The sequence below is a fragment of the Mycobacterium venezuelense genome (assembly GCF_054919535.1).
The window spans coordinates 69,249-94,689 of record NZ_JBONDW010000014.1; the positions used below are offsets into that span (position 1 = coordinate 69,249).

At 67.1% G+C, this 25,441-nt stretch carries 24 protein-coding genes; 20 read left to right on the plus strand and 4 right to left on the minus strand.

Annotated features, from left to right (window positions below; genetic code table 11):
* Positions 1 to 4: 4 nt before the first annotated feature.
* Positions 5 to 1,309, minus strand: a complete 1,305-nt coding sequence (gene glnT, locus ACRCUN_RS22170) for a type III glutamate--ammonia ligase (protein ID WP_462143778.1) — start codon at positions 1,307 to 1,309, stop codon at positions 5 to 7.
* Positions 1,310 to 1,442: 133 nt separating this feature from the next.
* Entirely contained in the window at positions 1,443 to 2,696 is a 1,254-nt protein-coding gene (locus ACRCUN_RS22175) for an ammonium transporter (protein WP_462143779.1), read from the minus strand.
* Positions 2,697 to 2,830: 134 nt separating this feature from the next.
* Between ACRCUN_RS22175 and ACRCUN_RS22180 the strand changes: the two genes are divergently transcribed.
* Entirely contained in the window at positions 2,831 to 4,102 is a 1,272-nt protein-coding gene (locus ACRCUN_RS22180) for a right-handed parallel beta-helix repeat-containing protein (RefSeq protein ID WP_462143780.1), read from the plus strand.
* On the opposite strand, the gene ACRCUN_RS22185 is transcribed toward ACRCUN_RS22180, so the two are convergent.
* Positions 4,099 to 4,698, minus strand: a complete 600-nt coding sequence (locus ACRCUN_RS22185; protein ID WP_462143781.1) for a nitroreductase family protein — start codon at positions 4,696 to 4,698, stop codon at positions 4,099 to 4,101. The genes ACRCUN_RS22180 and ACRCUN_RS22185 overlap by 4 nt on opposite strands.
* Before the next feature lie 86 nt (positions 4,699 to 4,784).
* Here ACRCUN_RS22185 and ACRCUN_RS22190 point away from each other — a divergent pair, with 86 nt between their 5' ends.
* The 13 genes from ACRCUN_RS22190 to ACRCUN_RS22250 all read left to right on the plus strand — a co-directional run bounded on the left by ACRCUN_RS22190 (position 4,785) and on the right by ACRCUN_RS22250 (position 17,655).
* Positions 4,785 to 6,050 (plus strand): aspartate kinase, encoded by a 1,266-nt coding sequence (locus ACRCUN_RS22190; protein WP_462143782.1) that lies wholly within the window; start codon positions 4,785 to 4,787, stop codon positions 6,048 to 6,050.
* On the plus strand, positions 6,051 to 7,085 hold the full coding sequence (locus ACRCUN_RS22195; protein WP_462143783.1) for an aspartate-semialdehyde dehydrogenase: 1,035 nt from the start codon (positions 6,051 to 6,053) through the stop codon (positions 7,083 to 7,085).
* Positions 7,086 to 7,127: 42 nt separating this feature from the next.
* Entirely contained in the window at positions 7,128 to 8,225 is a 1,098-nt protein-coding gene (locus ACRCUN_RS22200; RefSeq protein WP_462143898.1) for a DUF4185 domain-containing protein, read from the plus strand.
* A gap of 128 nt (positions 8,226 to 8,353) precedes the next feature.
* Complete coding sequence (locus tag ACRCUN_RS22205; RefSeq protein ID WP_462143784.1) at positions 8,354 to 8,761, plus strand: hypothetical protein; 408 nt, start codon at positions 8,354 to 8,356, stop codon at positions 8,759 to 8,761.
* Positions 8,762 to 8,812: 51 nt separating this feature from the next.
* Positions 8,813 to 9,253, plus strand: coding sequence for a Fur family transcriptional regulator (locus ACRCUN_RS22210; RefSeq protein ID WP_462143785.1), 441 nt, complete (start codon positions 8,813 to 8,815; stop codon positions 9,251 to 9,253).
* 114 nt (positions 9,254 to 9,367) lie between these two features.
* Positions 9,368 to 9,886, plus strand: coding sequence for a hypothetical protein (locus ACRCUN_RS22215; protein WP_462143786.1), 519 nt, complete (start codon positions 9,368 to 9,370; stop codon positions 9,884 to 9,886).
* Between the two features lie 17 nt (positions 9,887 to 9,903).
* Complete coding sequence (locus ACRCUN_RS22220; protein ID WP_462143787.1) at positions 9,904 to 10,545, plus strand: sensor domain-containing protein; 642 nt, start codon at positions 9,904 to 9,906, stop codon at positions 10,543 to 10,545.
* An 84-nt stretch (positions 10,546 to 10,629) separates the two neighbouring features.
* Positions 10,630 to 11,901 (plus strand): ergothioneine biosynthesis glutamate--cysteine ligase EgtA, encoded by a 1,272-nt coding sequence (gene egtA, locus ACRCUN_RS22225; RefSeq protein ID WP_462143788.1) that lies wholly within the window; start codon positions 10,630 to 10,632, stop codon positions 11,899 to 11,901.
* Positions 11,898 to 13,175 (plus strand): ergothioneine biosynthesis protein EgtB, encoded by a 1,278-nt coding sequence (gene egtB / locus ACRCUN_RS22230; RefSeq protein WP_462143789.1) that lies wholly within the window; start codon positions 11,898 to 11,900, stop codon positions 13,173 to 13,175. The genes egtA and egtB overlap by 4 nt, the downstream gene beginning before the upstream one ends.
* Positions 13,175 to 13,879 (plus strand): ergothioneine biosynthesis protein EgtC, encoded by a 705-nt coding sequence (gene egtC, locus ACRCUN_RS22235; RefSeq protein ID WP_462143790.1) that lies wholly within the window; start codon positions 13,175 to 13,177, stop codon positions 13,877 to 13,879. The genes egtB and egtC overlap by 1 nt, the downstream gene beginning before the upstream one ends.
* Complete coding sequence (gene egtD, locus ACRCUN_RS22240) at positions 13,876 to 14,841, plus strand: L-histidine N(alpha)-methyltransferase (RefSeq protein WP_462143791.1); 966 nt, start codon at positions 13,876 to 13,878, stop codon at positions 14,839 to 14,841. The genes egtC and egtD overlap by 4 nt, the downstream gene beginning before the upstream one ends.
* Positions 14,838 to 15,947, plus strand: a complete 1,110-nt coding sequence (egtE, locus tag ACRCUN_RS22245) for an ergothioneine biosynthesis PLP-dependent enzyme EgtE (RefSeq protein ID WP_462143792.1) — start codon at positions 14,838 to 14,840, stop codon at positions 15,945 to 15,947. Before egtD ends, egtE begins: the two co-directional genes overlap by 4 nt.
* A gap of 190 nt (positions 15,948 to 16,137) precedes the next feature.
* A complete protein-coding gene (locus ACRCUN_RS22250; RefSeq protein ID WP_462143793.1) occupies positions 16,138 to 17,655 on the plus strand; it encodes a DUF1254 domain-containing protein in 1,518 nt (505 codons plus the stop codon).
* A 27-nt stretch (positions 17,656 to 17,682) separates the two neighbouring features.
* On the opposite strand, the gene ACRCUN_RS22255 is transcribed toward ACRCUN_RS22250, so the two are convergent.
* Entirely contained in the window at positions 17,683 to 18,237 is a 555-nt protein-coding gene (locus ACRCUN_RS22255) for a TetR/AcrR family transcriptional regulator (RefSeq protein WP_462143794.1), read from the minus strand.
* Positions 18,238 to 18,325: 88 nt separating this feature from the next.
* On the opposite strand from ACRCUN_RS22255, the gene ACRCUN_RS22260 reads away from it, so the two are divergent.
* The 6 genes from ACRCUN_RS22260 to ACRCUN_RS22285 all read left to right on the plus strand — a co-directional run bounded on the left by ACRCUN_RS22260 (position 18,326) and on the right by ACRCUN_RS22285 (position 25,441).
* Complete coding sequence (locus ACRCUN_RS22260; protein WP_462143795.1) at positions 18,326 to 18,799, plus strand: nuclear transport factor 2 family protein; 474 nt, start codon at positions 18,326 to 18,328, stop codon at positions 18,797 to 18,799.
* A gap of 179 nt (positions 18,800 to 18,978) precedes the next feature.
* Positions 18,979 to 20,250 (plus strand): NDMA-dependent methanol dehydrogenase, encoded by a 1,272-nt coding sequence (gene mdo, locus ACRCUN_RS22265; RefSeq protein ID WP_462143796.1) that lies wholly within the window; start codon positions 18,979 to 18,981, stop codon positions 20,248 to 20,250.
* A gap of 79 nt (positions 20,251 to 20,329) precedes the next feature.
* Positions 20,330 to 21,316 (plus strand): AAA family ATPase, encoded by a 987-nt coding sequence (locus tag ACRCUN_RS22270; protein WP_462143797.1) that lies wholly within the window; start codon positions 20,330 to 20,332, stop codon positions 21,314 to 21,316.
* Entirely contained in the window at positions 21,313 to 22,809 is a 1,497-nt protein-coding gene (madC, locus tag ACRCUN_RS22275) for a MadC family VWA domain-containing protein (protein ID WP_462143798.1), read from the plus strand. Before ACRCUN_RS22270 ends, madC begins: the two co-directional genes overlap by 4 nt.
* 143 nt (positions 22,810 to 22,952) lie before the next feature.
* Positions 22,953 to 24,134 carry an iron-containing alcohol dehydrogenase gene (locus tag ACRCUN_RS22280; protein ID WP_462143899.1) on the plus strand — a complete coding sequence of 394 codons (1,182 nt, stop codon included), beginning with the start codon at positions 22,953 to 22,955 and terminating at the stop codon, positions 24,132 to 24,134.
* On the plus strand, positions 24,131 to 25,441 hold the full coding sequence (locus ACRCUN_RS22285; RefSeq protein ID WP_462143799.1) for a MadS family sensor histidine kinase: 1,311 nt from the start codon (positions 24,131 to 24,133) through the stop codon (positions 25,439 to 25,441). Before ACRCUN_RS22280 ends, ACRCUN_RS22285 begins: the two co-directional genes overlap by 4 nt.

A 25,441-nucleotide genomic window follows, 5' to 3' on the forward strand; every position in this document is an offset into this window, starting at 1 on the left:
CCTCTCAGAAGGCCGTCAGATAGGTGTCGATCTCCCACGGCGTGACGGCGCCGTGGTAGGTGAAGAACTCCTCGCGCTTGACGTTCGCGAAATAGGTGGCCACACCGTCGCCAGCGACGTCGAGCACGCCTGCGACCACCGGATCGGTTTCGAGTGCGTCGACCGCGTGCAGCAGCGTGGGCGGTAGGGCCGAGACACCCTGGGTGCCAATGGCGCCCGGGTCGACACTGCGTTTGATGCCGTCGAATCCGGCGCCGAGCGCCGCCGCGATCGCCAGATACGGGTTGGCCGACCCGTCCCCGCCGCGCAGTTCGATGCGCTGGTTGTCGGGTACGCGGATGTAGTGCGTGCGGTCGTTGCCGCCGTAGCTGGGCTTGCGGGGTGCCCAGGAGGCGCCCGACGCGGTGCTGACCGCACCGGTTCGCTTGTAGGAGTTGACCGTTGGCGCGACGACGGACTGCAGCGCGCACGCATGGTCGAGGATGCCGCCGATGAACGCGTACGCCGTCTCCGACAGTCCCAATCCCCGCTCGTCGGTCTCGCAAGGGAACACCGGGTTGCCGCCGCTGGTCAGCGACAGATGGAAGTGCAGGCCACTGCCGGTGCGGTCGGAGAAGGGCTTGGGCATGAACGTGGCCACCATGTCGCGTTCGGCCGCGATCATCGACAGCAGGTAACGCAGCGTGATCACGCGGTCGGCCGTCGTGAGTGCGTCGGCGAACTCGAAGTTCTGCTCGAACTGGCCGTTGCCGTCCTCGTGGTCGTTGGCGTAGTTGGACCAACCCAGCTGGTTCATCGCCGTGGAGATCGCGGTGAGGTGGTCATACATCCGGGTGACCCCGCGCGCGTCGTAACACGGCTGGGCGGCGGTATCGGCGGCGTCGGCGGTCACCAGACTGCCATCGGCGTTGCGGCGCAAAAGGAAATACTCGACCTCCGCACCGACCCACGGCTCGAATCCGGCGTCGGAGGCCTGCTGGATGAGCCCCTTGAGGATGACGCGCGGCGCATACGGCCACGGCTTGCCTTCCACGTGCGGATCGCAGTGCACGAGGGCGAGGCCCTCCTTGATGAACGGGATCGGCGTGAACGACGCGGGATCCGGAATCGCCATCAGGTCCGGATCCTTGGGCTCCTGGCCCATGGCGCCAACGGCGTAGCCCGCGAAACCGACGCCCTCGGTGGCCAGCATATCGATGGCTTCAACGGGAACGAGCTTGGCGCAAGGCTTTCCGCGCAGGTCCACGAACAGGGCGAGGATGAACTTCGTGCCGGACTGTTCGGCGAGAGTGGCGAGATCGAGGGTCATGGCTCCAGAACTTTCGTCTCTTGTCGGGAATCAATGTATCACAGTGGGAAACTTCAGCAAGCCGACGAAACCCCGGTGACCGGTCGCCGCGAAAATCGTCCGCGGCGGCCGGGCCGGGGAATCATCGTTCAGATCAGGCGAATTCGAGCTCGTACGCCGAGTCCCGGTGGAACTTGGAGTCGATACCCTTCTCCTCCTCGTCGGGCGAGATGCGGATGCCCATGGTCTTCTTGATCGCGAACGCGATGGCATAGGCGACCACGAACGAGTAGGCCATCACCGCGGCGGCCGCGACGGCCTGCCGCCACAGCTGGTCGATACCACCGCCGTAGAGCAGGCCGTTGACGGCGTTGGGCATGCCTTCGCTGGCGAAGAACCCGATCAACAGCGTGCCGACGACACCGCCGACCAGGTGCACGCCGACCACGTCCAGCGAGTCGTCGTAACCGAACTTGTCCTTGAGGCCGACCGCGTACACGCAGATCGCGCCCGCGATGCCGCCGACGAAGATCGCGCCGATCGGGGTGACCGCACCGCACGCGGGCGTGATCGCCACCAGGCCGGTGATCGCGCCGGACGCCGCGCCGACACCGGTGACGTGGCCCGTCTTGAACTTCTCGACGGCCAGCCAGGCCAGCACCGCGGCGCAGGTCGCGACGAATGTGGTGACCATGACGATCGCGGCCGAATTGCCCGCGGCCAGAGCGGATCCGCCGTTGAACGCATACCAGCCGGCCCACAGCATGCCTGCGCCGAGCAGCGTCAGTGGAACGTTGTGCGGCTTGCGCAGCTGACCGAACATGGCCGACTTGCCCAGCACGATCGCGACCGCCAGGGCCGCCGCACCGGCATTGATGTGCACCGCGGTGCCGCCGGCGAAGTCGATGGCGTGGAGCTTGTTGGCGATCCAGCCGCCGACCGAGTTCTCGGTGACGACGCCGTCGAAGGCGAACACCCAGTGTGCGACGGGGAAGTAGACCAGCACGGCCCAGACCGCGGCGAAGATCATCCAGGCGCCGAACTTCATCCGGTCGGCGACCGCACCGGAGATGAGCGCGACGGTGATCGCCGCGAACAAGGCTTGGAACAGAGAGAACAAACTGATGGGCAGCCCGTCGACGGTCGTCATCGGTTCGGTCAGGTTCGTCATGCCGGCGAATTCGGTGAAGCTGCCGACGAATCCGCCATAGGACGTGCCGAAGACCATCGAGAACCCGAACAGGACCCACAGCAGGCCGACAACAGCTACCGCACCGAAGGTCATCATCATCATGTTGGTCGAGCTTTTGACCGAGACCATGCCGCCGTAGAACAGCGCGAGGCCGGGAATCATCAGCGTGAGGCCGATGATGCAGCACAGCATGAATGCCGTGGTTCCTGTATCCATCAAACATCTCCTGGGGGTGGCGGCCCGGACGGGCCGATCACCGGCAGTAACCGATGTTTCTGTTACGTGGACAGTCATCGCGTGTTGCGGGCGCGTTAAACCTGATTCGACGCGCGCACACCTACCATTGGCCGATGGCAGTCGTGGACGTCCGCTCTCACGGCGCAACCGGCGACGGTGTGACCGACGATTACGCGGCGGTGCAGTCCGCCATTCGTGCCGTTGCCGACTCGGGCGGCACGGTGTTCTTTCCCGCAGGCGACTACGCGCTTTCGGGTTCGGTCGGGGACCAGGCGGGACTCGCGAGAGTCTGGCTGTTGGGGGATGGTGAGCGGGCCGCGCGCCTGCTGGCGACCGGAAACTTCGCGCCCGTCTCTGGACGATGGATCGAGTGCCGTATCGAAAATCTGGTGCTGGACGCGAATTCCCAGGGCGGGCCCGGGCTCGACGTGGATCTCGACAAGAGCTACATCCGGCATTGCCGCGTGCGCGGCTGGACCGACTACGGCATGCGGCTCAACGCCACGGCCGAAGGTCTGCTCAACTGGATCGACGACAACTTCGTCGAACAGTCCACGGGCTACGGCATTTACACGACCTATCTGTTCTACGACTCGTGGATCGCCAACAACAACATCGGCTCGACCGGGCCCAACCTGTCGGTGGAGAGCGGTCCGGTCCGCATCCTCGCCAATCACCTGAACGGCTCGCCGCAGAACAACATCGAGCTGCGCGGCAACAAATCGCTGACGATCGTCGGCAACATCTGCGAAGGGGCCCGGCGTGAGGCGATCATCTACACGATGCCGCCCTGGCTGGAGTCGGACAGCCCCCAGGTGCAGATCGTCGCCAACAACATCACCAACGGCGGCAAGGGTGCGCCCGACGCCTACCCGGCGATCGGCATCTACTCCCGAGACGCCGACCGCCGCACCAAGGGTTTCAACATCACCGGCAACTTCATCGCCAACGAGGACGAGGGCGCCGGGTGGTCGTATGCGGTGGACGCCGAGTACGTCGACGACCTCGCGATCTCCGGAAACCAATGGGACAACAACGGTTTCAGTGTCGCGGCGGTCAGGGCCTCCGGCCACAACGTCGGCATCGCAGGCAACACCTCGGCGAATCTGCCTACGCGCGTGGTGATCTCCGTAAGCGACCATGTCACGATGGCCGCCGCACCGGGCACCGAGTACGTGTACCTGCTCGACCATGGCGCCGAGGCGACACTGCCCAGCGCCGTCGGCAACGTCAACCGCTACACCGTCAAGAACCTCGCCATCGGCGCGAGCCGGTTGATCGCGCCGAGCGGCCAAGAGGTCGACGGCCAGCGGCATGTGCGGTTGCCGGGCGGGGGCGATGTGTTCGACGTCATCTCCGACGGCGCGAACTGGTGGACCGTCTAGCGCAGCGGCGTGCCCCAGTGGGCGCTGAACGCGATCTCGTCGAGCGGCAGCCGCTCGCGTGGCCGGCTGTCGCGCTCGGCGATGGCTTCGTCCACGGCCGCGTAGTCGCCCAGCCGTCCGACCGCGACGACCGTCAGCGGCCGCACGCCGTCGGGAATCCCGAACGCGGTCCGCGCGCGGTCGACGTCGAACCCCGCCATCGGGTGCGCGATCAGTCCGCGCGAAACCGCCTCGACGGTCAGCTGGGCGATCGCGGCGCCTGCGTCGACGGCCGCATACAGCGCGGTGCGCTCGTCCTCACCTTCGTCGGCGCAGACCAGGATCAGGGCGCCGGCGGCGTTGGCGTAGCTGTTGCCGCGCTTCAGCAGGCCGGCGAGTGTGGCGAACGTCTCGTCGTCTCGCGTGCCGACCACAAACCGCACGGGCTGCCGATGTCCCCACGTGGCCGCCCAGCGCGCGGCTTCCAGCACCGCGGTGAGCTGCTCACCAGTGACGACGGCTTCGGGGTCGAAGGCGCGCGGGCTCCAGCGGGCTGCGAGATCGCGGTGGATCGGGACGCTGGTGGTGGCCAGCCGGTCGCTCGGGGCCTCGGGCACGTCCGCCAAGCTACCGGCGGACAAAATCGGATGCGTGTCTCCCTTATCCTTGATGCGACTCATTCCCAGCTTTTGAAGGGCAGACAGTGGCGCTCGTCGTACAGAAATACGGCGGATCCTCGGTTTCGGATGCCGAGCGGATCCGCCGGGTCGCCGAGCGGATCGTGGAGACCAAGAAGGCAGGCAACGACGTCGTCGTAGTCGTCTCCGCGATGGGCGACACCACCGACGACCTGCTGGACCTGGCGCGCCAGGTCTCGCCCGCGCCGCCGCCGCGTGAGATGGACATGCTGCTCACGGCCGGTGAGCGCATCTCCAACGCGCTGGTCGCGATGGCCATCGAGTCGCTCGGCGCGCAGGCCCGCTCGTTCACCGGGTCACAGGCCGGCGTGATCACCACCGGCACGCACGGCAACGCCAAGATCATCGACGTCACCCCGGGCCGGTTGCGCGATGCGCTCGACGAGGGCCAGATCGTGCTTGTCGCCGGATTCCAGGGCGTCAGCCAGGACAGCAAGGACGTCACCACGCTGGGGCGCGGCGGTTCCGACACCACCGCGGTGGCCCTCGCCGCCGCACTGAATGCCGACGTCTGCGAGATCTACACCGACGTGGACGGCATCTTCACCGCCGATCCGCGCATCGTGCCCAACGCCCGCCACCTCGACACCGTGTCGTTCGAGGAAATGCTGGAGATGGCGGCATGCGGTGCCAAGGTGCTGATGCTGCGCTGCGTGGAATATGCCCGCCGGTACAACGTTCCGATACACGTCCGCTCGTCGTATTCGGACAAGCCCGGCACCATTGTCAAAGGATCGATCGAGGACATCCCCATGGAAGACGCCATCCTGACCGGAGTAGCCCACGACCGCAGCGAGGCGAAGGTCACGGTGGTGGGGCTTCCCGACGTGCCCGGCTACGCCGCCAAGGTGTTCCGTGCGGTTGCCGAGGCCGACGTGAACATCGACATGGTGCTGCAGAACATCTCCAAGATCGAAGACGGCAAGACCGACATCACCTTCACCTGCTCGCGCGAAAGCGGTCCCGGTGCGGTGGAGAAGCTGACCGCCCTCAAGGAAGAGATCGGGTTCAGCCAGGTGCTGTACGACGATCACATCGGCAAGGTGTCGCTCGTCGGCGCGGGCATGCGCAGCCACCCCGGCGTCACCGCGACGTTCTGCGAGGCGCTGGCCGAGGTTGGCGTCAACATCGACCTGATCTCGACTTCGGAGATCCGCATCTCGGTGCTGATCAAGGACACCGAACTCGACAAGGCCGTCTCGGCGTTGCACGAGGCGTTCGGCCTCGGCAGCGACGACGAGGCCGTGGTCTACGGCGGAACGGGGCGTTAGATGGTCAACATCGGAGTCGTCGGAGCCACCGGCCAGGTCGGCCAGGTCATGCGCACCCTGCTGGAAGAGCGCAACTTCCCGGCCAGCTCGGTGCGGTTCTTCGCATCCGCGCGGTCCGAGGGCAAGAAGCTGCCGTTCCGCGGCCAGGAGATCGAGGTCGAGAACAGCGAGACGGCCGACCCGTCCGGCCTCGACATCGCGCTGTTTTCCGCGGGCGCGACGATGTCGCGTGTGCAGGCGCCGCGATTCGCCGAGGCCGGTGCAGTCGTCGTCGACAACTCGTCGGCCTGGCGCAAGGATCCCGACGTGCCGCTGGTCGTCAGCGAGGTCAACTTCGCGCGCGACGCCGGGCGACGTCCTAAAGGCATCATCGCCAACCCGAACTGCACCACGATGGCCGCGATGCCGGTGCTCAAGCCGCTGCACGACGAAGCGGGCCTGACCCGGCTCATCGTGTCGAGCTATCAGGCTGTGTCAGGCAGTGGCCTGGCCGGTGTCGAAGAGCTGGCTTCGCAGGCGCGTGCGGTGATCGACGGTGTCGAGCAGTTGGTGCATGACGGGTCCGCGCTCGATTACCCCGCGCCCGTCAAGTACGTCGCCCCGATCGCGTTCAACATCGTTCCGCTGGCCGGTTCCCTGGTCGACGACGGGTCGGGCGAGACCGACGAAGACCAGAAACTGCGCAACGAGAGCCGCAAGATTCTCGGCATTCCCGAGTTGCTCGTCTCCGGCACGTGCGTCCGGGTTCCGGTGTTCACCGGTCACTCGCTGTCGATCAATGCCGAGTTCGCCGAACCGCTTTCGGTGTCGCGCGCGACGGAGCTGCTGGCGTCGGCGCCCGGGGTCAAGGTCGTCGACGTGCCGACGCCGCTCGCCGCCGCCGGTGTCGACGAGTCACTGGTCGGCCGCATCCGCCAGGATCCCGGTGTGCCCGAAGGGCGCGGTCTCGCGCTGTTCGTGTCCGGCGACAACCTGCGAAAAGGTGCGGCGCTGAACACCATTCAGATCGCCGAGTTGCTGGCCGCCGAGCTCTGACCCTTTCGGGTGGCCCGCTGGTTCTCCGCTGCCGCGGTGCTCATCGCTGCGTCGGTGTGGCAGGCGGCGGTGGCGTACGCGAATCCACCGGAGCCGTGGCCTGAGCCGGTTCTGCCGAAACTGGCGCCCGGCCAGGTGCTGCGCATCGGGCCGATAGCCGGAACCGGCACGCCGACAGGCGATTACGGTATCGGCGCGACCGATCTGTGTGAGTTCATGGAGTTCCCGAGCCGGGTGCTGCAGGTATGTGGTGACAGCTTCGCCGGTCAGGCCGTGGGATTCGGTGGCTGGTACTCACCCATCGCGCTGCACGTCGAGCCCGAATCCATCGACGATCCGGCCGGGGTCCGCTACGACGGCGTCAGCGGGGTCGACAAACCGCTGCTGGCCGATGCGACACCGCCGGGTGGTTCCCAGCTTCCCGCGGGTGTCGTGGCCATCAACCGCGAGAACTACATGATGGTGACCACCACGCGAAACCTGGTGCCGCAGACCTCGCGGCTGGTGAAAGCCGATGCGGCGCAAGGAAACTGGCCGACCATTGCCGGTTCGGCGCGGGACGCGTCGTATCTGGGCGGTGCGCAGTCACAGATCAGCGGGTACTACGACCCGATCCCCACTCCGGATTCGCCGCGCGGGTGGGTCTACATCGTCGCCAACAACTTCGACCGCAGCGGTCCGGTGTTCCTGTACCGGGCGACGCCGCAGACGTTCACCGACCGGGCGGCCTGGCAGGGCTGGTCCGCGGCACCTGGAGCCGGCTGGGGTAAGCCGCCGACCGCGCTGTGGGCCGACCGGGTGGGGGAGATGAGCATCCGGCAGATCGACGGCAAGTCGGTGCTGTCGTATTTCAACGCGAGCACGGGAAACATGGAGATGCGGGTCGCCGACGATCCGACCGGGCTGGGGACCGCGCCGGTGACGACGGTCGTGGTCGCCGGCGAGTGGCCGGATCCGGCCGAGGCGCTGCCCCCGCCCGAGATCAACCGATTGGCCCAGCCGTACGGCGGCTACATTTCCCCTGGCTCGACCCTGGATGAGGTCCGCGTGTTCGTCAGTCAGTGGAACACCACGCCGCGCGGCGGAACGCCGTACCGCGTGCTGCAGTACGTCGTGAATCCGATCAAACCCTGGGAGTGACGCGGCGTTCAGGGCACCTGTGGTCGGGCGCGCTACCGGGCCCGGCGGGCGCTACCGGCGCTGCGTTTCATAGCTGATTCATAGCTGATTCTTGATCGGCACCTGAATAGCGCTCGCATGCTCGTGGCATGACAGAAACACCAGCTACGTCCGAGCCCCCGACCGGTCCGGTTGTCACCTCTGAGCCGGTCGCCCAAGCCCCCGCGACACCCGTCGTGCCCGAGCGCAGGCAGAGCCGTGTCGTCCAAGCCGCCGCATGGGTCGGCATCGTCGCGGGCGTCGTCTTCATCGTCACCGTGATCTTCGGGACGGGGTTCGTCCTCGGCGCCCATTCCGGTGGCGGTGACCACCACCGCGGCGGTCACGGCGATCGTCACGGCGTCATGATGTTCCACCGTGGCGGACCGCCGCCCATGATGGCGCCCGCCGAGCGGATGTTCCCCCCGTTCGGACCGGGCGGTGGACCGGAGTTCCGTCCGCCGTCGGCACCGGACCGTCCGGAGGCGCCGACGCCGACCGCACCGGCGCGACCATAATCACAACCGCTCTTTTTGACCGATTCCAGAAAATGCGCGCATACTGGATTCGTGACCACGGTGCATGACCACGACCCGAAGGCCCTGTTGCGGGCCGTCGGGTTGCGGGTGACTGCGCCGCGAGTCGCGGTGCTGGAGGCGCTGGCTGCCCAGCCGCATTCGACTGCAGACGATGTGGCAGGCCGGGTTCGCCAGAATCTGGGATCGGTGTCCACCCAGGCCGTGTACGACGTGCTTCGCGCCTGTGTCAATGCCGGTCTCGTCCGCCGGATCGAGCCTGCCGGTTCGTCGGCCCGGTACGAGACCCGAACGGGTGACAACCACCACCACCTGGTGTGCCGAGTATGCGGCCGGGTGGCGGACGTCGATTGCACAGTGGGGGAGACCCCATGCCTGGAGCCCTCCCACCTCGGTGGCTTCACGGTCGATGAGGCCGAGGTCGTCTTCTGGGGACTCTGCGCAGACTGCCAGGAGAATCGCAGCACCGCCTAGACCACATCTGCAGCCCGCAGGACGCCCCGGCCACGACCCCTCGGTGGCCGGGGCTTCTGCTTTTCATCCGAAGCCATGGGCATGGCAGCCCGAATCGTGAGATTCTCGCTAACCATGACGCGCGGTCGGGTTCTCGTTGCGCTGCTGGCGGTCCTGCTGGCGGCCAGCGGCTGTGGCCTGCGAGGCGCCGAACCGCAACGCGGCGCGGTGATGGTCTTTGCCGTCGGGGATTGCGTGCGCGTCCCGGCGGGGACGCCGTCAGCGCCCGAGGTGGTCCGCGCCGCCGAGGTCGACTGCAGCACGGACCCGAGCTACACGGTCGGTGCGATCGCCGACGGTAATGGAGCCTGCCCGAGCAGCGAATATCAGCATCTGCCCGCCGAGTACGCCGACCCGTCGACCGCCCGTCTGTGCCTCGTGCCCAACCTCGTTGCCGATCACTGCTATGAACTCGGCCTGCCTGCCGGGGTCGTCGAGCTGGCCGACTGCGCGGACCGCGGTCAGGGGGTGTTGGTGCAGGTGACGCAGCGGCTCGACGTCCGTAACCAGGCCGCATGTCCAACTGCGGCGGGGCAATTCGCGTGGCCGTACCCGTCGCCCGCCCGGACCTATTGCACCCGCACCGTGTACTGACTGGCATGATCGAGCCCATGCGTGCCGTGACTGTGGGTCTCGGGGTGGCTGGTCTCGCGTTGGCCTTGGCGGCACCTGCGGGTGCACGTCCGTCGGATCCGGGTGTGGTGTCCTACGCCGTCATGCCGAAGGGTTCGGTTGGCAACATCGTCGGCGCCCCGATGCGGTGGGAAGCCGAGTTCACCGAACCGTTCCAGGCGTTCTCGGTGGACAACCCGGTATGCAACAACTGGGCCGACGTCGGGCTGCCCGAGGTGTACAACGACCCGGATCTGGCGTCGTTCAACGGCGCAACGACCCAGACCGCCGCGGGCGACGACACTCATCTCGTCAAGCAGGCCGTCGGTGTCTTCGCGAACCCCGATGCGGCCGATCGGGCGTTCCACCGTGTCGTCGACCGGACGGTCGGCTGCTCGGGCCAGACGACGACGATGCATCTCGACAACTTCGTCAACGAGGTGTGGACGTTCACCGGTGGGCCGGCCGGCGCAACCGACGCCGATTGGGTCAAACAGGAGGCCGGCACCGACCGCCGCTGTTTCACGACCACGCGCAAGCGCGAAAATGTGCTGCTGCAGGCAAAAGTGTGCCAGTCCGGCAACGGCGGCCCCGCGGTCAATGTGCTGGCCGGCGCGATGCAGAACACGCTCGGGCAATAAGGGGGTCGCGACTTGTCGGTGCCATCTGGAAGATAGAGGACACCAGACGGTCCGACACCGGTAAGGACCGGGAGGGGTGTTGCCATGGCCGTACCCATCAGAGTTGACGCAGGCCGCTTACCACCCAAGGAGTTCACCAGCGCAGAACAAGCCGCAGCACATGTCGGTGAAAGTTGCCTGCAGGACGGGCCGGCCGGCCGGGTGGGTCTGGAGATCGAAGCGCACTGTTACGACCTCACCGATCCGATGCGCCGTCCCGGCTGGGACGAGCTTTCGGCGGTGATCGCGACCGTGCCGCCGCTGCCAGGGGGCAGCCGGATCACGGTCGAACCCGGCGGCGCCGTCGAACTGTCCGGACCGCCGTTCGATGGCCCGATGGCGGCCATCAACGCACTGTTGGCCGACCGGGCCGTGCTGCGCACGGCGTTCGCGCGGGCAGGTCTGGGCCTCGTACTGCTCGGCACCGATCCGTTGCGGCCGACGCAGCGCGTCAACCCGGGGCGGCGTTATCAGGCGATGGAGCAGTTCTTCGCGGCAAGCGGGTCGGCCGAACCGGGTGCCGCGATGATGACGTCGACGGCCTCGGTTCAGGTCAACCTCGACGCCGGACCCCGTGCCGGGTGGGCCGATCGCGTGCGGCTCGCGCATGCCCTCGGCCCGATGATGATCGCCATCACCGCGAATTCGCCGGTGTTGGGCGGGCAGTTCACCGGCTGGAGTTCCACGCGCCAGCGGGTATGGGGTCAGCTGGATTCCGCCAGGTGCGGGCCGATCCTCGGTGTGGACGGCGACGATCCGGCCAGCGATTGGGCGCGCTATGCGTTGCGGGCGCCCGTGATGCTGGTCAACTCGCCCGACGCGGTGCCGGTGACGAACTGGGTTCCGTTCGCCGACTGGGCCGATGGCCGGGCGGTGCTGGGTGGCCGCCGCCCGACCGAAGCCGACCTCGACTACCACCTCACGACGCTCTTCCCGCCGGTGCGGCCGCGTCGCTGGCTGGAGATCCGCTACCTCGACAGCGTGCCGGACGCACTGTGGCCCGCTGCGGTGTTCGCCCTCACCACGCTGCTCGACGATCCGGCCGCCGCCGAGATCGCGACACAGGCCACCGAACCGGTCGCCACCGCATGGGATCGTGCCGCCCAGGCCGGCCTGGCCGATCGCCACCTGCATGCCGCGGCGGTGACGTGCGTACAGGCCGCGGCTGAGCGGGCACCGGCCGAACTTGAGGAATCGATGCGGCTTTTGGTGCGTTCGGTCGAACAGGGACGGTGCCCGGCTGACGACTTCGCGGATCGGGTAGTCCAACACGGAATCGCCGCCGCGGTGAGCCAACTGGCGAAAGGTGAGCTTTGACCACACGCGAGATGCTGGCCCGAGAGCTCACGAGAGCCCGGGAGAGGACCCTGCGGCTGGTCGACTTCGACGACGCAGAACTACACCGCCAGTACAACCCGCTGATGAGTCCGCTGGTGTGGGATCTGGCCCATATCGGGCAGCAGGAGGAACTGTGGTTGCTGCGCGACGGCAACCCGGACCGGCCAGGGATGCTGACGCCCGAGGTGGACCGGCTGTACGACGCATTCGTGCATTCGCGTGCGAGCCGTGTCGACCTGCCACTGCTTCCGCCGGCCGATGCGCGCGCCTACTGCGCAACGGTGCGCTCCAAAGCGCTCGACGCCCTCGACGCGCTGCATGACGATGATGCCGGGTTCAACTTCGGCCTCGTGATCAGCCACGAGAACCAGCACGACGAGACCATGCTGCAGGCACTCAATCTTCGGCAAGGCCAGGCGATACTCGACACCGGCTCGGCCCTGCCCGCAGGCCGGCCGTCGGTGGCGGGCACCTCGGTGCTGATCCCGGGCGGGCCGTTCGTGCTCGGGGTGGACGAGTTCACCGAACCGCATTCACTCGACAACGAACGGCCGCCGCACGTCGTCGACGTGGCGTCGTTCCGCATCGGCCGCGTGCCGGTGACGAACGGCGAATGGCGTGAGTTCATCGCCGACGGCGGATACGACGAGCCGCGGTGGTGGTCCGAACGTGGCTGGGCGCATCGGCAGGATGCGGGTCTGACCGCCCCGCAGTTCTGGAACGCCGACGGCACCCGCACCCGGTTCGGCCATGTCGAGTCGATCCCGCCCGACGAACCCGTTCAGCATGTGACGTACTTCGAAGCCGAGGCCTACGCGGCCTGGGCGGGTGCGCGGCTGCCGACCGAGGTCGAGTGGGAGAAAGCCTGCGCGTGGGATCCCGTCGCCGGCGGCCGGCGCCGATTCCCTTGGGGCGCAACAGAGGCGACCGAGATGCTCGTCAACCTCGGCGGCGATGCGCTCCGGCCCGCACCTGTCGGTGCGTATCCGAACGGCGCGTCGGCCTACGGCGTCGAGCAGATGCTCGGCGACGTATGGGAGTGGACGAGCTCACCGTTGCGGCCGTGGCCGGGCTTCACGCCGATGGTGTACGACCGTTACACCGAGCCGTTCTTCGACGGCGATTACAAAGTGCTGCGGGGCGGATCCTGGGCCGTCGCGCCCAGCATCCTGCGGCCGAGTTTCCGCAACTGGGACCATCCGATCCGGCGGCAGATCTTCTCGGGTGTGCGGCTGGCCTGGGACGCCTCGTAATGTGCCGACACCTGGGCTGGCTCGGCGAACCCCGATCGGTGGCCTCGCTCGTGCTCGACCCGCCGCAGGCGCTGCTGGTGCAGTCCTATGCGCCACGGCGACAGAAGCACGGCCTGATGAACGCCGACGGCTGGGGTGCGGGCTTTTTCTCGCCTGATCTGCCGACGGGGCGGCCCGCGCGCTGGCGCAGCGACAAACCACTGTGGGGCGATGCCTCGTTCGCGTCGGTCGCGCCTGCGCTGCGCAGTGGCTGCATCGTGGCCGCGGTGCGGTCGGCAACCATCGGCATGCCGATCGAACCGTCGGCGTCGGCTCCGTTCAGCGACGGCCAGTGGCTGCTGTCGCACAACGGCCTCGTCGACCGCGCGGTTCTGCCGCTGACCGCGCATGCCGAATCCGCCGTCGACAGTGCGGTGCTCGCGGCACTGATCTTCGAACGCGGCCTCGACGCGCTGGGCGACACGATTGTAGAGGTCGGTGGCCGTGACCCGAACGCCCGGCTTAACATATTGGCCGCCAACGGTTCTCGGATGCTCGCCACGACCTGGGGCGACACGCTGTCGCTGTTGCGTTGCCCGGACGGCGTGGTGCTCGCGAGCGAACCCTACGACGACGATCCCGGCTGGCAGGACATCCCGGACCGCCACCTGGTCCACGTGCATGACTCTCACGTCGAGCTGACACCTCTGAAAGGACCGGCATGACGCTCTCGCTGTCGAACTACCTCGCGGCCGACTCCGCGGCCGCCGCGCTGCGCAGCGATGTGCGCGACGGACTCACGCAGACCCCGAAAACCCTTCCGCCCAAATGGTTCTACGATTCGGTCGGCAGTGACCTGTTCGACCAGATCACGCGGCTGCCGGAGTACTATCCGACCCGCACCGAGGCGCAGATCCTGCGGGAGCGGTCCGCCGAGATCGTGGCGGCTGCGGGGGCCGACACCCTTGTCGAGCTGGGCAGCGGTACCTCGGAGAAGACCCGAATGCTGCTCGACGCCATGCGTGCGGGTGGCGCGTTGCGCCGCTTCATCCCGTTCGACGTCGACGCCGGTGTGCTGCGCGCTGCCGGTGACGCGATCGGCCGCGAGTATCCCGGCATCGAAATCGATGCGGTGTGCGGAGATTTCGAAGAGCATCTCGGTGAGATCCCGCGACTCGGGCGGCGGCTGGTCGTGTTCCTCGGCTCGACCATCGGGAACCTGACACCCGGTCCGCGGATGGACTTCCTGAGCGCCCTTGCCGACACTCTCCAGCCTGGCGACAGCCTGCTGCTCGGCACTGATCTGGTGAAAGATCCCGAGCGGCTCGTGCGCGCCTATGACGACAGTGCAGGTGTCACCGCGGCGTTCAACCGCAATGTGCTGGCCGTGGTGAACCGCGAACTCGACGCCGACTTCGACTTGAACGCCTTCGATCACGTCGCGAAGTGGAACAGTGTCGAGGAGCGCATCGAGATGTGGTTGCGGGCGCGGGCGCCGCAGCAGGTCCGGGTCGCAGCATTGGATCTCGACGTGGCCTATGCCGCGGGTGAAGAGATGCTGACCGAGGTGTCTTGCAAGTTCCGTCCGGACGGTGTCGCCGCAGAGCTCGCGAAAGCCGGTCTGCAGCAGACACATTGGTGGACCGACGCGGCAGGTGATTTCGGACTGTCGCTGGCGGTGAAATGAGTCTCGCGCAGCAGTGGCGGGATGCCCGCCCCAAGGTCGCCGGCTTACATCTCGACAGTGGCGCGTGCTCGCGGCAGAGCTTCGCGGTGATCGATGCCGCCACCGCGCATGCCCGCCACGAAGCCGAGGTGGGCGGATACGTCGCGCTCGAGGCCGCCGCTCCCGTACTCGACGCCGGACGCGCCGCGGTCGCGGCGCTCACCGGGTTCGACGCGTCGGACGTGCTGTACACGACTGGTTCCAACCATTCATTGGGCTTGCTGCTCGCGAGCTGGGCGGGGGAGCGGACACTGGCCTGCCTGCCGGGCGAGTTCGGGCCGAACCTCGCGGTCATGGCAGCCAACGGATTTCAGGTCCGTGCGCTGGCGGTCGACAGCGATGGCCGGGTGCTTGTCGACGAGGCCATCCGTCAGCTCGCCGCAGATCCTCCGGCTCTCGTACATTTCACCGCGCTGGCGAGCCACCGGGGCGTCGCGCAACCGGTCGCCGAGTTCGTCTCTGCCTGCCGTGCCGAGGGCATCCCGATCGTGATCGACGCCGCGCAGGCACTCGGCCATCTGGATTGCAACGTCGGCGCCGACGCCGTGTATTCGTCGTCGCGCAAGTGGTTGGCCGGGCCGCGCGGCGTCGGAGTCCTGGCCGTGCGGCCGGAACTGGCCGAACGTCTGCGACGACAAATGCCTCCTGCGGATTGGGATGTGCCGGTAGGCGTGCTTCAGAGCTTCGAGCATGGCGAACACAATGCCGCGGCCCGTATCGGGTTCTCGGTGGCGATCGGCGAGCATCTCGCGGCCGGGCCGGAACTCGTGCGTGGTCGGCTCGCGGAGGTGGGGCGCACCGCCCGCACAGTCCTGGCCGATGTATCCGGTTGGCGCGTCGTCGAATCCGTCGACGAGCCCACCGCGATCACCACCCTGGAACCGACCGACGGTGCCGATCCCACCAAGGTCCGCGCCTGGCTGATCGCAGAACGCGGCATCGTCACCACGGTGTGCGAGGTGATGCGTGCGCCGTTCGAGATGACCAAACCGGTGCTGCGGATCTCGCCGCACGTCGACGCGACTCTTGAGGACCTGGAGCATTTCGCCGCGTCAATTCGGGCTTGAATCGGCATATTCGGAGTCGCGGCGTGCCAGACTGGGATAGATGTGTGGCAGTCTCGTGGCGGCGCAGATCAAAATGTCTGCTTCCCATCGGTTTTCGCCGCACATCATGGCGGTGTGGCTGAAAGCCAATTTCGATGCCGAACTTCCGCTATGAAGCACCTGGCCGAAACCGAAACGGAAGGCATTTCACATGAATTGGCATCTGACACGGCGATCGGCAATCGGAGCGGCGGGATTGGCTGCCGCCTCGCTCGGTGCCGGGGCGGCACTGGCCGCGTGCTCACGCGAGGGCGCGACTCCAGCGTCGACGACGACGACGTCGGCGCAGCCAGACGCGCCCGAGGCGTCGGCGAAAATGACGCAACCGGAACCCGGCGTGATCATGCAGCCCGGCTACACGCGAACCATCGGTCAGATGGCATATGTGTGGGGCTGGCCGCTGGTGAACATGTTCAATCGCAACGCCGCCATAACGCAGGCGCCCCACCCTGGACGTCTCAACGGCGTACTGCCGGCCGCTCCGCGCGGCCGCCTCGCCATGCTGTCGGATTACATCGATCCTGCACAGACGTTCATCGCATGCCCGAATCAGGATGTCGTGTACGGACTGTCCTACATGTCGCTCGACGAAGAGCCCGTCATCATTCAGGTCCCGGATTTCGGTGACCGGTTCTGGGTGTACGCCCTTTACGACCAACGCACCGATCAATTCGGCGAGCTCGGTAAACCGTATGGTTCGAAACCGGGTTTCTACCTCCTTGCCGGCCCCAATTGGAAGGGCGACAAGCCAGACGGTGTGGAAGCGGTGCTGCGGTCGTCGACCGCCCTGGCCGCCGGAATCCCCCGGGTGTTCATGGACGACACACCCGAGGACCGCGCCGCCATCCAGTCGGTGATCAACCAAATCAACATCTACCCGCTGGGCGAGTTCGACGGAACGATGAAGACCGTCGAGTGGGCCAAACTTCCGAGCCTTCCGACACCGCCCACGGACGGCGGCGGAGAGACCAAATGGGTTGTCCCCGAGCAGTTCTTCGATCAGATCGGCACGGTTCTGGACACGGTTGCGCCGCTGCCGGGTGAAGAAGCCCTTTACGCACAGTTCAAGGCGGTCCTCGATGCCGCCAAGGACTCCGCAGTCAAGAGGGATCTCACCGACACCGCGATAGCCAGCGAAGCCGACGTCATCACGCCGTTTCTGCAGTGGATGCACAACGGCGTACCCGTCGGCAACAACTGGAACCGGTCGGTCAACAACGCGACGTACGGCCTCGACTATTTCAACCGGACCGCAACATCCAAATCCAACATGTTCGAAAACCGCCCGAACGAAACGCAGTACTTCTACACAGATCGTGACTCCACCGGCGCCCCGCTGAACGGCAACCGCAGCTACCGGGTCACATTCCCCGCCGGGCAAGAGCCTCCGGTGAAAGGGTTCTGGTCGTTGACGCTCTACAACGACAAGCATTTCTTCCATCCGAATCAATTGAACCGATACTCGTTGGGCACCAAGAACAAAACGCTCACGCGGGGCCAGGATGGATCACTTACCCTCTTCGCCGGAGCGAAAACCCCTGGGCCGGAGCAAGAGTCGAACTGGCTACCGGCCCCCGAAGGCCCGTTCTCCCTCTACATACGCGCCTACTGGGGCGAACCGGGAATCACCGAAAACACCTGGAAGCCGCCCGCCGTCGAGCCCATGTGACGTTTGGGCCGGGCCGGCCGTTCCGATCTAGCCGGACGCCCGCATCAAGACTTGCGCGGCCTCGCGTGCGTGCTGTGCCGGCTTGGGTGTACCGAAGATCGCCGCCGTGGTGATCGCGCCCTCGGCGAGGAGTGCGAGCTGATCCGCGACAGTGCGTGGCAGCCCGGCGGCGTCGGCAAGGCCGGCGAGGTAGTCGTGAAATGCCTTCTTGTGCACGCGGGCCTCCTCGGCGACCGCAGGTGAGACCCCACCGAGTTCGCCGAACGAGTTGATGAAGGCGCACCCGCGATAGTCGGGTTCGGAAAACCAGTTGTAGAGCCAGTCGAACACCGCGGTGATTCGCTCGTCCGGCTTCTGCGCCTCGACATGGTCGACCAATGCCCGCTGCCATCGCGTATCGCGCTGCCGCAGGAAGTGCAGGACAAGTTCTTCCTTCGACGGGAACAGCTGGTACAGGCGTTTGAGGGATATCCCGGAGGCGTTGCGCACCGAATCCATGCCGACCGCCTGGATTCCCCGCGTATAGAACAGCTCTTCGGCTGCCTCGAGCGCCCGCTCCCGTGCCGTTTCCTGGTCTAACACGTCACACCCCCTTGCGCGGAGAACCAACGTTCTCTACGTTAGCAGATGACGGAGAACGATCGTTCTCCGTGAAAGGGAGCGAAGTCGAATGTCGGAATCCGCACGGCCCCCGTTGCCGCCGTTCACCCGCGAAAGTGCGATCGAGAAGGTCAGATTGGCCGAGGACGCATGGAATACGCGCGACCCACACAAGGTCTCACTCGCCTACACCGTCGACTCGCGCTGGCGCAACCGCGCCGAGTTCGCGACGGGCCGAGAGGAAATCGTGGCGCTGCTGAGCCGGAAGTGGAACACCGAGCTCGACTACCGGCTGATCAAAGAGCTCTGGGCGTACGACGGCAGCCGCATCGCAGTCCGATTCGCATACGAGCACCACGACGACGCGGGCAACTGGTACCGCTCGTACGGCAACGAGAACTGGGAGTTCGACGAGTTCGGTCTGATGCACACGCGGCACGCGTCGATCAACACCGCGCCGATCGCCGAATCCGGCCGCAAGTTCTTCTGGCCGCTGGGCCGCCGGCCCGACGACCACCCCGGACTCAGTGACTTCGGGTTCTGAGACCGTGGGCTCACCTGACATCCCGGTGAGCAGCGCACGCCTGGCCGACCTACCCGATCGGAGAGTTCTGGCGTGCCGGTCGGCCGGTAGTGCGCGCAAGTCGTTGTGACGCGGGCCACGGGAGATCACTGTGGTGGGCACGGGCGCACCGTCCGCCTGCCAACCGCGAGGAGTATCCAATGGCCATTGAGCTGAACCAGATTTGGGACTTTCCGATCAAGGAGTTCCATCCGTTCCCGCGCGCGCTGCTCGGCGTCGGCGCCCACGACATCATCGGCGTGGAGGCCAAAAACCTGGGCTTCAAGCGCACCCTGCTGATGACCACGGGCCTGCGGGGCTCGGGCATCATCGAGGAACTCACCGGCAAGATCGAGTACCAGGGCGTCGAGGTCGTGCTCTACGACAAGGTGGAGTCCAACCCGAAGGACTACAACGTCATGGAAGCCGCCGCGCTCTACCAACAGGAGCGCTGCGACAGCATCATCTCGATCGGCGGTGGTTCGAGCCATGACGCCGCCAAGGGTGCCCGCGTGGTGATCGCTCACGACGGCCGCAACATCAACGAGTTCGAAGGCTTCGCGAAGTCCACCAACAAGCAGAACCCACCCCACATCGCGGTATCCACCACGGCAGGAACGGGTTCGGAGACCTCGTGGGCCTATGTCATCACCGACACCTCCGACATGGAGCACCCGCACAAGTGGGTCGGATTCGACGAGGCGACGATCGTGACGCTCGCGATCGACGACCCGCTGCTGTACTACAGCTGCCCCCAGCACTTCACCGCGTACTGCGGCTTCGACGTCCTGGCCCACGGCAGCGAGCCGTTCGTGTCGCGGCTGGACTTCGCGCCCTCGCTCGGAAACGCGTTGTACTCAGTCGAACTCGTCGCCAAGCACCTGCGCGAGGCGGTGTTCGAACCGCGCAACCTCAAAGCCCGCGAAGGCATGATGAACGCGCAGTACATCGCCGGTCAGGCGTTCAACTCCGGCGGCCTGGGCATCGTGCACTCGATCAGCCACGCCGTCAGCGCGTTCTTCGACAGCCACCACGGCCTCAACAACGCGATCGCGCTGCCCCGCGTGTGGGAGTACAACCTGCCGGCCCGGTACGAGCGCTACGCACAGCTGGCCACGGCCATGGGCGTCGACACCCGCAACATGACCACGGTGCAGGCCGCCGATGCCGCGGTGGAGGCCGCCATCCGGTTGTCACAGGATGTCGGAATCCCCGACAACTTCGGCCAGATTCGCACCGACTCGTACGACAAGAACCGGATGAACACCGGCAAGTACGCGGGCAGGGGCGAGGTGATCAAGGGCGACGACAAGACCGTCCTGGCGATCTCCGAACACATCCAGGACGACTGGTGCACGCCGGGCAACCCCCGCGAGGTCACCGTCGAGTCGATGATCCCTGTCGTCGGCCACGCGATCAACGAGTCCTACTGACCCGGTGGCAGAGCAGGGGCGGAGCTGTCGCCCCCATCCGAGCACGCCCCTGCTCTGCCCCACCCCCTGGAGGCAGCCCGTGACCACCGTGACCATCCCCGTGCACGACGCGCAGATCTCATTCGACAGCGCGGCCGAACTCGCCGACGCGCTGCGCGGGCAGGACTACATCGCCGACACCGACCTCGCTACCGTGGTGCACCTGGCAACCGCGCTGGACCGCCCCCTGCTGCTCGAAGGGCCCGCGGGCGTCGGTAAGACCGAACTTGCCAAGGCGCTCGCCGCGGCAGGCGGGCGACGACTGATCCGGCTGCAATGCTACGAGGGACTCGACGACAACCGCGTACTCTACGAGTGGGACTACGCCAAGCAGCTGCTGCACGTACAGATGATGCGTGATCGAGTCGCTAGCAACAGCATTGACGAGATCGCCCGAGATCTGTACACCGAGGAGTTCTTGTCGGTGCGTCCGCTGCTGGAGTCGGTGCTGTCCGAGGAGCCGGTCGTGCTGCTGATCGACGAGGTCGACCGCACTGAGGAAGCCATGGAGGCGTTGCTCCTGGAGGTGCTCGCCGAGCGACAGGTCACGATCCCCGAGATCGGCACCTTCGCCGCACGCACGGTGCCGTGGGTCGTGTTGACGTCCAACGACACTCGCGAGTTGTCGGCCGCGCTCAAGCGTCGTTGCCTGCACTTCCATCTGGATTTCCCGACCCCGCAACGGGAACGCGACATCGTGGGCGTCCGTGCGCCGCATGTCGAACCCGCGGTCGTGGCCGACGTCGTCGAACTCGCCCGCACCCTGCGCGAGCTTCCGCTGCGCAAGAGCCCGTCGATCTCCGAGGTGATCGACGGTGCACGCGCGGCCGCACTGCTCGGCGGGGACGTATCGCAGGAGCTGCTGCTCTCGACATTGGTGAAGTTCACCAGCGACCGCGACGTGGCACTGCGGCACCTCACGCAAACATCAACTGTGACAACAGACGTGCACGAACGGGTCACCGTGGCATCGCGGCCGGCCAACACCACCACCGCGGCGTTCCGCGGACGCGGCGGCGGAAAGTGACACCGTCGCAAATCCTCGACATCGCCGCGGCGGTGTTCGGTCAGCTGCTGCGCCGGGCCGGTGTGGCGACCTCGCCCGCGGAAGTGATCGAGGTGCGACGCGTCCTGGGCCTCCTCGGCGCGAAGGATCTGACGGCGTTGCGGGCCGCGCTGCGCGCCACCTGTGTGAAATACGGTCGTGAACAACGCGGATTCGACCGCGCCTTCGATGCGATGTTCGCGACCGTGACGGTGGCACATCACGAACCGGGAGCGGGCCCGAGCCGTGCGCACACCGGCTCGGGCCTGCCCGACCAGCTCGACATCGACGAGGACGCAGAGATCGGCCGCTATGCCGAATACAACGAGCGCGCCGCAGAGGTCGGCGACCACTTCGACGCCCCAGAGGCCGACAAGGGTTTCAACCCGCACAAGGACGACGACGATTTCAGCGTCACGGGCGCCGACAACCAGCTCACCGTGTCGGCCGAAACAGACAGTGGCAGAAGGGGTGTGCGTTACACCGTCGAGGTGGACCGGGCCGCGTCGAGCGTGGCCGGTGACCTTGCCGATTCGGTGGCGCCCGTCGTCGCCGGGGGCCTGCACTGGGACGACCCGCAATCCATCCTCGCGTGGCTGGACGCGTACGACCCGACCCGCACGTATGGCGAGGACGCCGGTGATCAGCCACTGACGGCCGAGCAGCTCAGCCAGCTCAGCCAGGCGGTCGAGGGGTTCGTCGCTGCGCTGGCCGATCGCTGCGGGCTGGCGGCCGAGCCCGAGAGTCCCGACGGGCCGGCCGACGTGGGGCTGGCCGCCGACATCGACCTGGCGTGCCACGAGGTGTTGCGCCGGATGCGGGGTGCGCCGCGCCCGCGGCCCAGGGAGCGGGGGCGCGGCCGGCTCGACATGCGCCGCACGACGCGGGCGAGCCTGCGCACCGACGGCGTCCCGTTCCACCTCGTGATGCGCACGCCGCTGCCGGACCGTATCCGGCTGCTCGTGATCGCTGACGTCTCGCTGTCGGTGCGGCCGGTCACCGCGTTCACGCTGCGGCTCGCGCAAGCCATGCACCGGCGGGCCCACCGATGCCGCGTGATGGCGTTCGTCGACCGGCCCGTCGACGTCACCGAGATCCTGCTGCGCACCGGCGGTGACGACGCGCTGGCCGCGGTCCTGGCCGAAGCTCAGCTGGATCTGGACGCCAGCAGCGACTACGGACAGGTGTTCGACGAGATGCTGAGCGGACAGGCCGACGCGCTGGATTCCCGGACCGCGGTGCTGATGGTCGGCGACGGCCGCAGCGGCGGGCTTCCACCCGGCGTCGAACGGCTGCGGGCGCTGCGCCGCCGCGTACACCGGCTGGCGTGGGTGACGCCCGAGCCGACCAGGTATTGGCGCCAGGCGACCTGCGCCATGCCCGAATACGCGCAGGTCTGCGACAAGGTCGTGGTTGCGCGCGATGCCGAGCAGCTCGCCGCCCGCGCCGGGGAGCTCGCCCACGCCCTGTCTTGACCGCACTACCTACCCGATCGGGTAGGTCGGCACCTGCCCACCTGCACATTGGTTGCGCTTGCCGGTCCACGTAGGGTGATGGTGTTACGTGGATCACACAACAGGGAGTGCGCGACGTGATAGCGCAGGCGGAGATCGCGCCGATGGCGGTGCCCGTGAGTAGGTCCGGCGTGCCGACCCGGCTGCTGAAGTTTCATGCGCCGGAGATCGTGTTCGGCATCGACTCGATGGCCGAGGCCGCGCACGCCGCGGTGCGGCTCGGCGGGCTGCGGCCCCTGCTGGTCACCGATCCCGGGCTGATCGAAGCGGGCTGGGTCGACGAACTCGTCGGGCACCTGCGCGCGCAGTGCGTCACCGCTCACGTGTGGAGCGGGCTGACCCCGAACCCCAAGGATCACGAGATCACGGCCGGCCACGAGTTCTACCGATCGCACGGCTGCGACGTGCTGATCGCGCTCGGCGGCGGGTCGGTGATCGACGCGGCGAAGGGCATCGCGATCCTGTCCGCCAACGGTGGTGACATCCTCGACTACGCCGGCGTCGACAAGGCCACCATGCCGATCCCGCCGCTCGTCGTCCTGCCGTCCACGTCGGGCACCGGGGCTGACGTCTCGCAGTTCTGCATCGTCACCGACACCACGCGCAACACCAAGATCACGATCCTCGGCCGTGCGCTGGTGCCCGACATCACCGTGATCGATCCCCGCCTGCTCACCACGATGCCCGAATGGCTCAACGCCGCAACGGGTTTGGATGCTCTGACGCACGGAATCGAGGCTTTCGTCTCGCTCGGGCACAATCAGCTGACCGACCATCACGCTCTGCGCTCGGTGGTCATGGTGACCGAAAACCTCGTGACCACGATCGAGCGCCCGAAAGAAATGCCTGCCCGCGTGCTGATGGCGCAGGCCGCGTTGGAAGCGGGCCTCGCGTTCACCAACGCCATCCTCGGTGCCGCCCACGCGATGAGCCATCAGGTCGGCGGATTGCTCGACCTGCCGCACGGCGTCATCAACGGTGTGTTGCTGCCGCACGTGGTGCGGTTCAACGCCGAGGCCGACCCGGCGCCGTTCGCGACCATCGCGTCGTGCCTCGGCATCGCCGACAGACGCGCACCTGAACTGGAATCCGCGCTGGCCCTGGCTGATCGGCTCCAGGAGCTCGCGCGGCAGGTCGGGGTGCCGCGCGGCCTCGCCGATCTGGGTGTGCGAGATGAGGACGTGCCGGTGCTGGCTCGCAACGCCATGGCCGACGCGTGCATCACGACCAATCCCCGCCCGGCCGACGAGGCCCAATTGCGTGCGCTGTTCCGGGCCGCACTATGAGGGCTCCGGATCTGGAGCGGCTCACCGGGGTTCGGTCCGGCAAGCCCACGTTCTATCCCGAATTCCGGGTCGCCGCGCAGCGCACCGAGCGGGTGATCGCGGCGCTCGAAGCGATATCGCGCGCGCTCGTACAGACCGTCAACGGTCCCGAGAAACTCGTGCGTGCGGTCGCCGAGGCGGCCCGCACCCATCTCGGTGCCGAGTGGGTGCTGCTCGCGCTTGCCGACGGTGCGCTGCCAGGGGCCCGGCCGCGGCATCTCATCCTCGACGCCGACGGTCATGCGTACTCGTTCGAAGGGCTTTCCGGCGCAAAGCATCCGGTGCCGCACCTGCCGGACGCGGTGCTCAATCGGCTCAACGACATCCTGCGTGGCCAGCTGGCCCAGTTCCGTCTTCCCGTCATCGAACCGCACCACGCGCATGTGCCGATCGAGCTCGACGGTGGGGTGATCGGCGCGTTCGCGGCGTGGACACCGGGCCACCGAACCCTGGACGGCACCGACGAAACCGTGATGCGCATCCTGTCCAGCCAGACCGCGGTCGCGCTGCACAACTGCGAACTGTTCCAGCGTTCGCAGACTCTGCTCGCGCAGTCCGAGGCCCGCAACGCCGAGTTGCTGGCCACGCAGCGCGAACTCGGTGCGGCGCAACGACATCAGGTACTCGACAACGAACGTCACCGTATCGCGCGAGAACTGCACGACAGCGTGACCCAGACCGTGCTGTCGGCCGGCATGCAGATAGAGGTGTGCCGCAGCGAGGTGATGGCGCTGGGGGCAGGCGATCTCGTCGATCGACTCGACATGGCCAAGACCCTGACCCGCTCGGCGACCGAGCAGCTGCGCTCGGCGATCTACGCGCTCAACCATCCCGAGGACGCCAGCCGGTCCACGCTGCCCGAGCTGCTGGAACAGCTGGCAACCGTGCACATGCCCGAGGATCTGCGCGTGACGCTGCGTGTCGAGGGTGCTGTCGCCGAACTGCCCAGCGAGGTCGAGCATGCGCTGCTGCGTGTGGCGGGCGAGGCGCTGTTCAATACGGCCATGCACGGCAACGCAAGCCGCGCGATCGTCCGCCTGCGATACCGGCCGGCCGCCGTGACACTGTCGATCTCCGACGACGGCACAGGCGATCCGGACAAACTGCGTCTGATGCTGCGGCTTGCCGACGCCACCGATGTCGACGGCCACCACCGCGGCCTGGCCAACATGCTCGCCCGCTGCCGGGAACACGGCGGCACGTTCGCGGTCCAGCGGTCCCGTATAGGCGGGGTCCGCGTGGTCGCGACCATACCCAGGAGGCACTGA

Excerpts from the sequence above, each read along its gene's own strand:
- glnT (WP_462143778.1), bottom strand. The coding sequence starts at position 1,309 with ATGACCCTCGATCTCGCCACTCTCGCCGAACAGTCCGGCACGAAGTTC.
- ACRCUN_RS22175 (WP_462143779.1), bottom strand. The coding sequence starts at position 2,696 with ATGGATACAGGAACCACGGCATTCATGCTGTGCTGCATCATCGGCCTC.
- ACRCUN_RS22180 (WP_462143780.1), top strand. The coding sequence starts at position 2,831 with ATGGCAGTCGTGGACGTCCGCTCTCACGGCGCAACCGGCGACGGTGTG.
- ACRCUN_RS22195 (WP_462143783.1), top strand. The coding sequence starts at position 6,051 with ATGGTCAACATCGGAGTCGTCGGAGCCACCGGCCAGGTCGGCCAGGTC.
- ACRCUN_RS22205 (WP_462143784.1), top strand. The coding sequence starts at position 8,354 with ATGACAGAAACACCAGCTACGTCCGAGCCCCCGACCGGTCCGGTTGTC.
- ACRCUN_RS22215 (WP_462143786.1), top strand. The coding sequence starts at position 9,368 with ATGACGCGCGGTCGGGTTCTCGTTGCGCTGCTGGCGGTCCTGCTGGCG.
- ACRCUN_RS22220 (WP_462143787.1), top strand. The coding sequence starts at position 9,904 with ATGCGTGCCGTGACTGTGGGTCTCGGGGTGGCTGGTCTCGCGTTGGCC.
- egtA (WP_462143788.1), top strand. The coding sequence starts at position 10,630 with ATGGCCGTACCCATCAGAGTTGACGCAGGCCGCTTACCACCCAAGGAG.
- egtC (WP_462143790.1), top strand. The coding sequence starts at position 13,175 with ATGTGCCGACACCTGGGCTGGCTCGGCGAACCCCGATCGGTGGCCTCG.
- egtD (WP_462143791.1), top strand. The coding sequence starts at position 13,876 with ATGACGCTCTCGCTGTCGAACTACCTCGCGGCCGACTCCGCGGCCGCC.
- egtE (WP_462143792.1), top strand. The coding sequence starts at position 14,838 with ATGAGTCTCGCGCAGCAGTGGCGGGATGCCCGCCCCAAGGTCGCCGGC.
- ACRCUN_RS22250 (WP_462143793.1), top strand. The coding sequence starts at position 16,138 with ATGAATTGGCATCTGACACGGCGATCGGCAATCGGAGCGGCGGGATTG.
- ACRCUN_RS22260 (WP_462143795.1), top strand. The coding sequence starts at position 18,326 with ATGTCGGAATCCGCACGGCCCCCGTTGCCGCCGTTCACCCGCGAAAGT.
- mdo (WP_462143796.1), top strand. The coding sequence starts at position 18,979 with ATGGCCATTGAGCTGAACCAGATTTGGGACTTTCCGATCAAGGAGTTC.
- ACRCUN_RS22280 (WP_462143899.1), top strand. The coding sequence starts at position 22,953 with ATGGCGGTGCCCGTGAGTAGGTCCGGCGTGCCGACCCGGCTGCTGAAG.
- ACRCUN_RS22285 (WP_462143799.1), top strand. The coding sequence starts at position 24,131 with ATGAGGGCTCCGGATCTGGAGCGGCTCACCGGGGTTCGGTCCGGCAAG.